The 12,188-nt window shown below is 40.6% G+C and carries 10 protein-coding genes; 3 read left to right on the forward strand and 7 right to left on the reverse strand.

The window, feature by feature from the left end; genetic code table 11:
* The first annotated feature begins 1 nt into the window (after position 1).
* The 3 genes from RFX69_RS18810 to pcaD all read left to right on the forward strand — a co-directional run bounded on the left by RFX69_RS18810 (position 2) and on the right by pcaD (position 2,878).
* A complete protein-coding gene (locus tag RFX69_RS18810) occupies positions 2-454 on the forward strand; it encodes a CoA-transferase (protein WP_309169623.1) in 453 nt (150 codons plus the stop codon).
* A 419-nt stretch (positions 455-873) separates the two neighbouring features.
* The gene (pcaF, locus tag RFX69_RS18815; RefSeq protein ID WP_289332598.1) at positions 874-2,088 is read left to right on the forward strand and encodes a 3-oxoadipyl-CoA thiolase; all 1,215 of its coding nucleotides are present in this window, start codon (positions 874-876) and stop codon (positions 2,086-2,088) included.
* A 10-nt stretch (positions 2,089-2,098) separates the two neighbouring features.
* A complete protein-coding gene (gene pcaD / locus RFX69_RS18820) occupies positions 2,099-2,878 on the forward strand; it encodes a 3-oxoadipate enol-lactonase (protein ID WP_207273256.1) in 780 nt (259 codons plus the stop codon).
* Between the two features lie 62 nt (positions 2,879-2,940).
* On the opposite strand, the gene RFX69_RS18825 is transcribed toward pcaD, so the two are convergent.
* From RFX69_RS18825 to RFX69_RS18855, 7 genes are all read right to left on the reverse strand, one after another.
* The gene (locus tag RFX69_RS18825; protein ID WP_271056369.1) at positions 2,941-4,428 is read right to left on the reverse strand and encodes an NAD-dependent phenylacetaldehyde dehydrogenase; all 1,488 of its coding nucleotides are present in this window, start codon (positions 4,426-4,428) and stop codon (positions 2,941-2,943) included.
* A 34-nt stretch (positions 4,429-4,462) separates the two neighbouring features.
* Positions 4,463-5,680, reverse strand: a complete 1,218-nt coding sequence (locus RFX69_RS18830) for a hypothetical protein (RefSeq protein WP_125282220.1) — start codon at positions 5,678-5,680, stop codon at positions 4,463-4,465.
* Between the two features lie 142 nt (positions 5,681-5,822).
* Positions 5,823-8,138, reverse strand: a complete 2,316-nt coding sequence (gene tynA / locus RFX69_RS18835) for a primary-amine oxidase (RefSeq protein ID WP_289332597.1) — start codon at positions 8,136-8,138, stop codon at positions 5,823-5,825.
* A gap of 209 nt (positions 8,139-8,347) precedes the next feature.
* On the reverse strand, positions 8,348-9,262 hold the full coding sequence (gene feaR, locus RFX69_RS18840) for a transcriptional regulator FeaR (RefSeq protein ID WP_016685079.1): 915 nt from the start codon (positions 9,260-9,262) through the stop codon (positions 8,348-8,350).
* A 198-nt stretch (positions 9,263-9,460) separates the two neighbouring features.
* Positions 9,461-10,417 (reverse strand): p-hydroxyphenylacetate 3-hydroxylase reductase component, encoded by a 957-nt coding sequence (locus RFX69_RS18845; protein WP_080631088.1) that lies wholly within the window; start codon positions 10,415-10,417, stop codon positions 9,461-9,463.
* Positions 10,418-10,462: 45 nt separating this feature from the next.
* On the reverse strand, positions 10,463-11,416 hold the full coding sequence (locus tag RFX69_RS18850) for a PDR/VanB family oxidoreductase (protein WP_000210286.1): 954 nt from the start codon (positions 11,414-11,416) through the stop codon (positions 10,463-10,465).
* A 34-nt stretch (positions 11,417-11,450) separates the two neighbouring features.
* Complete coding sequence (locus tag RFX69_RS18855) at positions 11,451-12,188, reverse strand: SDR family NAD(P)-dependent oxidoreductase (RefSeq protein ID WP_000815905.1); 738 nt, start codon at positions 12,186-12,188, stop codon at positions 11,451-11,453.

A 12,188-nucleotide genomic window follows, 5' to 3' on the forward strand; every position in this document is an offset into this window, starting at 1 on the left:
TATTCCAGATGGTGCCTATGTGAACTTGGGTATTGGTTTACCGACCAAGATTGCCAGCTACCTACCTGCCGATAAAGATGTCTTCCTACATTCTGAAAATGGTCTGTTGGCTTTTGGCCCGCCACCAGCTGCGGGTGAAGAAGACNNGGCGAACTGGCACACGGGTGCGCCGGATGCGATTCCTGCTGTTGGTGGTGCGATGGATTTAGCGGTTGGTGCCAAGAAAGTATTTATCACTACAGACCACGTCACCAAACAAGGTGAGCCAAAGATAGTCGCTGAGCTGACTTATCCGGTAACGGGTAAGCACTGTGTGGATCGTATTTACACTGACCTGTGTGTGATTGATGTGACCAGAGATGGTTTAAAGGTGATTGAGAAAGTTGAAGGTCTTAGCTTTGATGAGTTACAGGCTTTAACGGGTGCAACTTTGATTGATGCGACTCAAGGGTAAGGTTTACACAACAAACACCTATTACACAGCATTCACTATCGTGACAGGCGACATGGATGTCGCCCGTTGGACAGGGAGGCAAGGAAGCCTCCTCTGTTCAACAAAGGTTTTTGTTACTTTTGACCTTTCAAAAGTAAGGTATCGCTTATACAACAGACCTATGGATATCACAATAAATTACAGCTGTGATGTTATTCGTTGATATGAAAATTTATAAAGCATCACAACGGAGTCTTATCTGTTTAAGTCAGGTACCACCAGCTAATTCGTGTCACTTTTTTAAAAAAGTAACCAAAAACCTTTGTTACTCAGACACAACCTCCCTGTTGTGCTGAGTAACAAGGCGACATCCATGTCGCCACTGCAAAATACTTACGGAGAATGGCTAAAAAGGCCTGAAGTAAAGGACAAAAGTTAGAATGAAAAACGCTTATATCATCGATGCCATCCGTACTCCATTTGGCCGTTACGCCGGTGGCCTTGCACCCGTCCGTGCCGATGACCTTGGCGCTGTACCTATTAAAGCCCTCATGCAGCGTAACCCAAGTGTAGATTGGGAACAGGTCGATGATGTGATTTATGGTTGTGCCAATCAAGCCGGTGAAGATAACCGTAATGTCGGCCGTATGTCAGCACTACTTGCTGGTTTACCGTATCAGGTGCCGGCAACCACCATTAACCGTTTATGCGGTTCATCACTCGATGCCATTGCCATTGCTGCCCGTGCCATTAAAGCAGGTGAAGCAAATCTAGTAATTGCTGGTGGTGTGGAAAGTATGAGCCGTGCGCCCTATGTGATGGGTAAGTCTGACAGTGCCTTTGGCCGTAGCCAGAAGATTGAAGACACCACCATGGGCTGGCGTTTCATTAACCCTAAACTTAAAGAATTGTATGGTGTAGACACCATGCCCCAGACTGCCGAAAACGTTGCTGAACAGTTTAACATCAATCGTGCAGATCAGGACCAGTTTGCCTTGGTGAGCCAACAACGCACCGCAAGCGCGCAAGCCAACGGCTTTTTTTCTAAAGAAATCGTGGCGGTTGAAATCCCTCAGCGTAAGGGCGATGCTGTGGTGATTGATACCGATGAGCATCCACGTGCATCAACCACCCTTGAAGGTTTAAGCAAACTTAAACCTGTAGTTAAAGCAGAGGGTACGGTCACTGCGGGGAATGCTTCAGGCATTAATGATGGTGCAGCGGCTCTGCTGATAGCTTCTGATGATGCAGTTCAGGCTTACAACTTAAAACCACGTGCCAAGATCATTGCTTCAACGGCCGTAGGTGTAGAACCACGCATTATGGGTTTTGCTCCGGCACCAGCGATTAAAAAATTACTTAAACAAGCCAACCTGACTTTAGAGCAGATGGATGTGATTGAGCTCAATGAAGCCTTTGCTGCACAGGCTTTGGCAGTAACCCGTGATTTAGGTTTGCCAGATGATTCTGACAAGGTGAATCCAAACGGTGGTGCAATTGCATTAGGTCATCCACTTGGTGCATCAGGTGCACGTCTTGTGACCACAGCCTTAAACCAGCTTGAACAAACAGGTGGTCGTTATGCCTTGTGTTCAATGTGTATTGGTGTAGGCCAAGGCATTGCTTTGATTATTGAACGTGTTGAAGCACTTTAAGGAGAAACAAATGCCATCTTTTCAATCTGCCGATGCACAAATTAACTATCAAACCTTTGGTGAGCCATCTTCCCCTGCTCTGGTGTTTTCCAACTCTTTGGGCACCAATTATGGTATGTGGCAAAAACAGTTTAATGAGTTAAAAGATCAATTTTTTGTGATCTGCTATGACACTCGTGGTCACGGTTCATCCTCTACACCTAATGGTCCATACACTGTAGAGCAATTAGGTGAAGATGTTGTCCGTTTACTGGATCATCTGAATGTTAGCAAAGCTGCTTTTTGTGGTATTTCAATGGGTGGTTTAACAGGTCAATGGCTGGCGATTCACTACCCTAACCGTTTTAGTCATGTGGTTGTGGCAAATACTGCCGCTAAAATTGGACAAGAACAGGCATGGCTTGACCGTGCAAAATTAGTACGTGAGCAAGGTTTACAACCAATCGCAGCTACAGCAGCTTCGAGATGGTTTACAGATCCCTTTATCCAAAGTCATCCTTCAATTGTTAACAACCTGTGTAACGACTTAAGTGCTGGCAGCGCAATGGGTTATGCCAATTGTTGTGAGGCTTTGGCTAAAGCGGATGTCCGTGAACAGTTAAAAGACATTAAAATTTCTGTATTGGTGATTGCTGGAACTCAAGACCCAGTCACTACAGTTGCAGATGGTGAATTTATGCAGCAACGCATTCCACAATCAAAACTTGCAGAAATAGATGCCTCTCATATTTCTAATGTCGAGCAACCAGAAGTTTTTAATAAAATCTTAAAAGATTTTTTAGTAGGTTAATTTAATGATTCAAAAAAATGGCCTATAGGGGCCATTTTTTATATTTCTTAGAATTTTGAAATTTAATACCGAATCATGACCGATTTTAATTCGGTGTAATCTTCGATAAATGCATCTGAAAACTCTCTGCCAATTCCCGAAGCTTTTACCCCACCAAATGGAACTGATGGATCTAAGAACGTATGCATATTGACCCACAAGGTACCTGCTTCAATTTTAGGAATTAAACGCAAAGCTTTCGATAAGTCATTTGTCCAAATACTTGCCGTTAAACCAAAGCGAGACTGGTTCATCAGTTGAATGAGCTCTTCATCAGTGTCGAATGGCATTACCCCGACCACTGGGCCAAAGATTTCTTCTGAAAATAAAGGATCATCGGTATTTTTAAAGGAAATTAAAGTCGGCTGTACAAAATATCCTGTTTGATCTAGAGCCTCACCACCAGCAATAATCTGATTGTTGGCTTTAGCCATATCTAAATAATGTTTCACTTTATGAAAGTGTGGCTGGTTAGAAAGTGGACCAAACATACTTCCTTCATCCATAGCTGATCCAATTTTAAACTGCGAAAGTGCTTTCGAGAGTTTATCAACTAGTTCATCATATTTTGTACGATGTACAAAAAAACGCTCTGGGGATGCACAAACCTGACCTTGATGCACAAAAGTTGCTTGCAATAAAGTCGGTAAAATCTCATCAATATTTGCATCAGCCAAAACAGCTATAGCATTTTTACCGCCTAACTCTAGACTTACACGGGTTAAATCGCTGCTCATTGCGAGTTTACCAATGGCAATACCTGTTGGTACCGAACCTGTAAACGAGACTTTCTTAACCAGCGGTGACTCAATTAAATATTGCCCTGTATCGCCCTTACCCGTAACTACATTAATTACACCAGCCGGAATACCTGCCTCAATAGCAAGTTCAGCTAAACGTAATAATGATAAACTGGCGAACTCACTTGGTTTAAGCACAATGGTACAGCCAGTTGTTAAAGCTGAACCGATTTTCCAAACGCCAATCATCAGTGAAAAATTCCAAGGCACAATCCCTGCAACTACACCCACTGGTTGCCTTAAAGTAAAGGCCGTATATTTCTCACCTTGCATAGAAGGAATAGAAGGTTGCATGGTTTGACCATTAATTTTGGTTGCCCACCCTGCAAAATATCTTAAGAAAATAACGGATTGTGCAACTTCAAGATGACGGGAAATATTGATAAGTTTTCCTGTAGACAACGTCTCGAGCTGAGCAAGTTCTTCACCATGTTGCTCAATTAAATCTGCCAACTTATTTAGTTTAACGCCACGTTCATACGGTGTAGTTTCAGCCCAAGCATTTTGAAAAGCATGTTCAGCACTTTTCACGGCGCTTTCGACATCGTGTTGACTACCAATACTAATTTGAGCAACGACTTGTTCAGTAGATGGATTCACTATATCCACTTTATCTAAAAGCTCGGCAACAACTAACTTTCCATCAATAAAATGTCCATATTGACGTGCCATAAATTGCTGTACGCTTTGTAAAATCTTAACTTCACTCATTTTTTATTTCTCTCAATTCATTTAAAAGGATTTATTAATAGATGTATTGCAGAATTAACTGCGCATAGACATTGGTTTTGTCATCGTAGTTTTGAGTACCGCCACTATGGATATCGTGTTTTGGTTTATAAAGTCCCACTAAAGGAATCACGTTGAATTTTTTATTAACCGACCAGACCGAAAAGACATCCAGCTCATGTCCATCTACATTAGTTAAAGATTTATTAACTGTTTTGAACTTATAGGCCAAAGCACCTAACATAAAGTTTTCTTTCAAATTCATCATGTAAGAAACTTGGTGAATATCTGCATTTTTATTGAATGGTCCAGCATAGTTTCCGGCAACTTCACCCTGAAACCATGTACCAAAGCCGACCGTATTTCCATAAAACATAGGGTCGTATTGGTCTGAAAAATGACTAAAACGGTAGCCTAATGAAGGCGTATATTTTGAAGATAAAAAGTTATAGTTCAGCGCTAAGTAGCCAGCATTTTCTTGGCCATCTTTTTTATCTTGAACTACAAACTCAGTTTTAACCTGTAGTTCTGGTAAAGGTTGATAATTCAAACGTAAAGCATAATTTTTAAGATCTTCTCGCCCTGAAACGTGTTCAGCATCTTCAAGGTCTAATACGTTTAAATAGGTAAACCCAACACCCTTATCTTTAAGCTGATACATCAGATCAGTCACAAACAGTTCAGGTGAAAATTGTGCTTTATTGTCGGACTTTAAATAAGCCAGTTTTAAGGTTGTGTTCTCTTGCGGTTTGTATTGAAGCAAACTTGTAAAATCAAAGCTTCGACGAGCTGCCAGATAATATGCCCCGCCACGATCTAGTGTGCCCTCCGCAGGCGCTTTACCAAGATTTAACGCATCACCTGCAATGAAGAACCCATCACCAATCATGATATTTTGCCGACCGATACTTAAATCATAGGTCGTTAACTCATCTTTATTGGTGCCATCTTTAAAACCAATAATCCATTCATTCACATCTGTTTTACGTTCTTTGCCATTACTATTTTGGCCGGCATCACCATCACCAAATGTTGCCGAGCTAATACCGCTCAAACTTGCATAGAGCTGATTGTTTTTAAAGGTGTATTGTCCTTTCGCACCATATTTAAGATGACCTTCTTGCCAATTGATTCTTTCATCATCTAGGTTTTCGCCGTTATAGCTTTTACCACTACTAAAAGCTCCAAAAGTTGCTTCAAATGTTGGCTTAATTTCTAGCTCACTAGCATGCACAGTTGAAAAAAATGAGACAAAGAAAGTCCCTCTCATAACCTGAGAAAATAAATTTTTCATTGAGAAATTCCTTTTTGCGAACGGCCTAACCGTGCTCAGATATGGGTAATTTATTCGTTACCCATCCTCGTCATGTTTGTCTTTAGTGAGGGTCGTGCTGCGTGCTTTGCTCTTCTTCACCCAAGTTTAAAGTCGGGGTGTTGTCAAAGAAGTTCCAAGGTTTGATTAAGGTATAAACCCATTCTGTCGGCATAATTGGCCACTCTTCAGCACGTGCCACATGGGTTGTGCCTGTTGTCATCCAAACCACAAGGTCTTTATTTTCAATATTTTCGTTGTTACCAATGAACTGTCCTAAGCCTGTATCATGAGTTGAACGGTTTGAATATTTCCCTTCAGGATAGCGTTCGTCTGGATTGTATTGAGTCACCCAAATTTGCTTATCCATAAAGTTCAAACGTTTAAATAACCATTCATCTTTAGAAAAATTGGCTCCTTTCGCCACAGGGTGTGTTCCACCTGCAAAAGGAATGAGCTGGTAAGAAACCGGATTACCTAATTTATTTTCCTTATTGAAATTCGTGAGTAAGCGAATGGTAGATGGATCAAACTTTTCAGCTGCATTTTGCTCATTGGTAATGACTTTACTGTCAATTTGCATTGAACTTGTACGAACACCACCTTTGTCATTGGCTTTCACTACAGGGTCCATATGCATAAAGCTGTTATTTTCCCCATCTACGTCCATGTCTAAGCGGAAGTTATAGATGTGCTGATGCGTTGTACCCACAATATTATGGTCAATTAAAGTTCCATATTTGGTGTCTTCTTTGGCAGTACTGTCATGCATGGTGCGTGCTTTAACACCTTTAACAGCTTCAATACCCGTTGCACCCGCATTAATTCCAATTACACCATTTTGGGAAAATACCCAGTCAAACATGTAATCGTAGTTTCCAACCGTACTAATCCAGCGGATGACAAGTTCACGGCGGGCTTCACTGGCATCCTGATTGCCAAAAATTTCGTGATGTTTATATTCAGGTCCTGCATAACGTTCAAATACAGCAATGGCATTTGGAATTACTTGTGGCTGGCCTTTGTAGTCTGCAATCACGGCATCAAGTAAAACAGCGTTGTCGGGTGCATCTGTTCCCGGAATAATAGATGAGGTAAGTGTTCCCATACCATATTCGCCAGAGTCCAAATAAGATTTGAAGTACCAACCGATATCAGGGTCACCATATGGAACCACCATTCCACCCAAGTTACCTTCATACATGACTTTACGCTTCACACCTTTATCTTTATAGGTCACTGTTGAAAGCTGTAAGCCAACACGAGAATCTAACGCCACATGCAAACACCAGTTCCCCCAATGTATGGTTTGGCCAGTAATGCTAAAGTTCTTACCCTCAGGTTCAGTAATATTGAGTGGTTTTAACTTACTTGCTACGGGCTTATTCGACATATAAGGTCGATTTGCCATCGGCACAGGAATGATCGCACCTTCTTCAATCTTGATAATTTTTTCTTTATCTAAATCGACTACAGCAACTAAATTTTCAATTGGATGCGCCCAGTAGTTACCATCCCCAACATCGAGATAAGCAACGACTTTTAATATATTGAGTTGTTTATCCAGACCATCTTTACCGCCAAAAAATCCAACAGTTAGCGGAGTAGCGATCACTTTCTTCACATCGGTAATGCCGCGTTTGCGTAACGCGTCTTGATATTCTTTACTCGTCTCAATTACGCGCTGTACGGCTTCAAAATTATCAAGCAAAACCATACCGTGAGTATCTTTAAGTACATTCCATTTTGTGACTTGTTGAGTATTAAGATTAACTTCACCTTCAATCGCTTGATTGCCCTTTAATAAAATAAATGAGGCAATACGATCTTCTTTAAAATCTTTATGATTAATAAAGTAATCCCATACTTTGGCTTTTTCAGGTTCTTTAAGCTTTAACTCGGCAAAACGCATATTTTTATAAGCGTATTTCGAGCGGTTAATCACATCAAATGTCTTTTTGATTTCGTCAGAATTTAAGCTATTGAGCGGGTGAAAGGTATTTTCAACTTTAAAAGTTTGATCTAACCCCGACTGGAATACTTCGTTAAAAAAATCTTTTCCAATAACAGGCTTACCATCTTTGATTAATAACGGGACACTGAGTTTTAAAGGTTTGCCATTCACTAAAACCTGATTTGAGTTTGGCTTGGCTCTCACCACTATAGAGCCTTTGGTAATTGTATAGGTATTGGTAAAGTCATCTTTAACAACTTTAGCGCCTTGCTCACTCATGTTCTGATAAAGTGAGACCATGTCGGCCTTTCCACCATGAGCAAACGCTTGAGTATTGAGTCCCCAAAAGCTTGCAGCGATTGATAAGTTAAGTGCCAGTATTTTTTGTATGTCATTCAATAATCGTTGTTTACGCATTGGTTTCATCCTTTTCATCTATCCCTGAACTATCTGAATCAGACAGTTAAAATGCACTTTCCTGTGAGTAAAATTCATTAGACCAACTTAATAGTTCTATGGTTATTAAGCTTATCTAACCTGCTCTAATGAATTTAATTTCAACACAGTTACATAGGGCTAGCTTGTTCAAGAATGACGTCGAATTTGTCTAAAAATGACATTAAAAGAAAAAATATTTAAACCGACATACCCTCTCTAAACTCTTTAGGAGAGATACCATAGGTCTTTTTAAAGATCTTTGAAAAATGAGCACCGTCCCAGAAACCCCACTTCAAGGCAATTTGGGTAATCGAACTCTGTTTGTTCTTTTTATCAAGCAAATCCGCTTTGACTTTTTCTAGGCGTTTGAGCTGTATATATTTGTTAATAGATAGATTTTCTTGAAGAAATAAACGGTAGAGATGTCGTAGTGATACCCCAATATGCTCTGCAATTAATTTAGGTGTTAAATCTGGTTTTGCTAAGTTCTCTATAATAAAACGCTCGGCTTTTTCCATCAGGTTATTGGAGCTATGAACATTTTTATAATTAATTGTGGGTTTGATTAAGGCAATCAGCGCATCTTCAAAAGCGTTACCATCTTCGGTTGCGTACCAAAGTTTGATGTTTTCAGCAGACATATTTTTCAAAATATTCTTGAGTAAAAAACCACTCATATTTTGAGTAATCAGTTTTCCAAAATATTCGGTACTAATATTTTCTTTAAGTAATTTTTCACGCGACAGGTGCACTGAAATCTGACTCACCAAACCTTGCGGATACATCGAAATTGTTTCGACCGGGTCCACCAACACAATATCGCCTTCATTTAGGCTTAAGGTTTCATTCTTATACTCGAGCAGCATTTTTCCCGAATACTGCAAAATCAAAAAACAAAAACGATTATTTACTCGATCTATTTCATCGGCTTTTCGGACAATTTTATTTGCATTGTTTTTGATAAAAGCAATTTCGGTATCGCCCAATAAAAAGCACTGAACCTCACCAATGAATAAATTACGGGTTCCGTCAAAATCGGTTTCAAAATTGCCGCACACACTTTTAATATGGTGCGTCCATGTGAGTAATGCATCGCTTACATATTGGTTCATCCCTTACCTCTCTATACATGTGCCACCGCTCAAAATTTTGTGTTTGTGGTGGTGCACTGTCTTGGCATATTTGCAATATTGTTTTATTGATAAACAAATTGTGTGCCAAAAATTCCTTATCCGTGGAATTGTTTTGATGATAGTCAGCTAGATATGAATAAGCTGATAAATCAATTCAATTTATCAGCTTAATGGGGCTTATGCTACTCCTGCAAAATCTCGCAGCATGGTAATAAAAATATCCTTTTGTTCCTCAGAATACTTTTTAAACACCTCATTTTGGTGGCTATCGGCAATATCAAATAAATACTGCGCCGTTTGTTTGCCTTTTTCAGTCAGTGCGTACAAATTATCGTGATCAACCAGTAACCCTTCAAATTTTAGAATTTCAGCTGATCTTTCAACTTCTTGCATTGGCATAGCAATATCGCGCGGTAAATCTTCTTTACTTGAAGCAGTACCACTGGCCAAAACAAGCAAGAGACGAGATTCACTGGTACGAAAACCCGAAGCCATTTGCTTTGGAATATAGTCGGTTTGATAAGCTTTGAAAGCACGGCTCATTAAGTAGCAGACATTATTATATAAGTGCCCATAATGTGTTTGGTCTACGCCGCTCTGTTCAGTTTGCTTAACTTGAAGGCTTGGATGCGGCATGACACAAGAATATGCACCTTGATGGTAGACCAATGGGCTTCGACCTTGGTCATGGAAACGAACCACCTTACCAATAATAATCCAGTGATCACCGCCTTCAATAACCTGATAGCGTTCGCACTCAAACACCGCAGAACAATTTTCTAAGATGGGTGCACGTCCTGCACCGAGTTGAAAATTTGTGTCGGCAAATTTATCTATATTGCGTCTCGAAAACTTATTAGACAGCTCAATTTGCGTGCCCGATAAAATATTAACTGCAAAATGTGTTGCTTCTTCAAATACAGAAAAACTTGACGATTTTTTATCAATGCTCCACAAAATAAGCGGTGGGTCGAGCGATACCGAGTTAAAACTATTTGCGGTTACACCGACTTTCTCACCTTGTGCATTTTGTGCAGTAACAATGGTAACGCCTGTTGCAAAATTTCCTAATGCTCGTCGAAACTGTAGTGGATCGACCGTAAACTCATCTATTTGTTGTAATACATTCATCATCTTTCTCCTAAACCTTCTCTTACATCCATATAAATCGCGAGAGCATTAGATATCTAAAACTAATCTCGGTGTTTTAGAGCGTGAACAGCACACCAATATTTGTTCATTGCTGGCCTTTTCTTCGTCAGTAAAATAAACATCTCTGTGATCAGGTTCGCCTTCAATTACATCGCACATACAGGTTCCGCATACGCCTTGCTCGCAAGACATTTCAATGTCGATGCCTTCTTTAGCCAAAGCCTGCAAAATGGTTTCGCCAGCTTCAACCATAATAATTTTTCCACTTCGCTCAGCCACCACCTCAAATGAATCTCCCGATGTGTCGGTTTCGACTTGGAAATACTCTTTGTGGATTTGCTGCTCAGGAAAATCGTGAGTCGTGGCGAGGTTAATCACCCAATCCATGAAACCGACTGGACCACAGGTATAAATATGACTTTCAGGATCAATATCTTTAATGGCAGATTCAAAAAATGCTCTGTGGCTTGCGCCTTCGGATTTAAAATGGAAAGTTGTGTATTGTGCTAACACACCATTTTTAATTTCATCAACAAAAGCACATTTTTCAGGGCTAGCACCACAGTAGTGAAGCTCAAATGATGCACCTTCATGTGCAAGTTGATATGCCATCGTAATTAACGGCGTAATCCCGATTCCACCGCCAATCAACACACTGTGCTTGGCTTTTAAAAGTGGGAATAAGTTTTTCGGCTCACTAACCTGAATTTGCATCCCATCTTTAATTTCATCAAATGCAGAAATCGAGCCGCCACGTGATTCAGGGTCACGTAAGATTCCAAGGCGGAACTTTCCTTCGTCATTTGGATTTTGGCAAAGCGAATATTGGCGCACCATACCATTCGGTAAGTGCACATCAATATGTGCACCGGGTTCAACCTTTGGTAATGCAGCAGAAGTTGCAGATTCAAACTCCATAACTGCAATATTTCCACCTTCCACATGGCGATTTTTAACGACAACATCATAAAGTGTAGTCATGATTTAACTCCCTTTTCATGGTTAAGCGATTGGCTTAACGCATGAATAAACCACCGTTAATATCCCATGTTGCACCAGTCACAAAACTCGCATTTGGACTTGCAAGCAACCCACAAGTTTCAGCAATAAAATGCATACTTCCTAAGGCTTTAACCGGAATATTCTGGATGAACTGTTCCATTTTTTCGTCTGGCACCACACTATGAACGATCGGTGACTCCATCGGTCCCGGTGCAATCGCATTGACCGTAACACCTTTTGCCGCAAACTCTTTGGCAAAAATTTTGGTTAACGTCACAATGGCCCCTTTGGTTGCCGCGTAGTGTGCACCCGTTGCAGTACCGCCGTTTTGTCCCGCTAAAGACGCCATATTAATGATGCGTCCATAACCTTTTTTGGCCATATATTGGCCAATAATTTGACAAGCTTGAAAGGTGCCGCGTTGGTTAACTTGGGTTACCCAATCAAAATCGGCTGCGGTAATTTCTAATACAGGCGTTGCTTTGGTGACGGTGGCATTGTTAATTAACACATCAAGTTTAGAAAATTTCTCTTCAATCCACTGCACCGCTGCATGAAAATCTGCCTCAACCGAAATATCCAGCTTTAAAGGAAACATATTTTGGGCATACTGACTTTGTGCCTTAGCATTTTCGGCTTTTTCAAGCGTACTGGCTGACAAAATCACTTGATGGCCTTGGCTCGCAAAATATTCAGCAATCACATTACCGAGTCCAGAAGCAGCACCTGTCACTAAAACAACCTGTTTCAT

It is taken from the genome of Acinetobacter sp. 148 (assembly GCF_031196675.1).
GTDB classification, from domain to species: domain Bacteria; phylum Pseudomonadota; class Gammaproteobacteria; order Pseudomonadales; family Moraxellaceae; genus Acinetobacter; species Acinetobacter baumannii.

Bases quoted from the DNA above. Each gene is read 5' to 3' on its own strand.
- tynA (WP_289332597.1), bottom strand. From the start codon at position 8,138: ATGAAACCAATGCGTAAACAACGATTATTGAATGACATACAAAAAATA.
- RFX69_RS18855 (WP_000815905.1), bottom strand. From the start codon at position 12,188: ATGAAACAGGTTGTTTTAGTGACAGGTGCTGCTTCTGGACTCGGTAAT.
- feaR (WP_016685079.1), bottom strand. From the start codon at position 9,262: ATGAACCAATATGTAAGCGATGCATTACTCACATGGACGCACCATATT.
- RFX69_RS18850 (WP_000210286.1), bottom strand. From the start codon at position 11,416: ATGACTACACTTTATGATGTTGTCGTTAAAAATCGCCATGTGGAAGGT.
- RFX69_RS18845 (WP_080631088.1), bottom strand. From the start codon at position 10,417: ATGATGAATGTATTACAACAAATAGATGAGTTTACGGTCGATCCACTA.
- RFX69_RS18825 (WP_271056369.1), bottom strand. From the start codon at position 4,428: ATGAGTGAAGTTAAGATTTTACAAAGCGTACAGCAATTTATGGCACGT.
- pcaD (WP_207273256.1), top strand. From the start codon at position 2,099: ATGCCATCTTTTCAATCTGCCGATGCACAAATTAACTATCAAACCTTT.
- pcaF (WP_289332598.1), top strand. From the start codon at position 874: ATGAAAAACGCTTATATCATCGATGCCATCCGTACTCCATTTGGCCGT.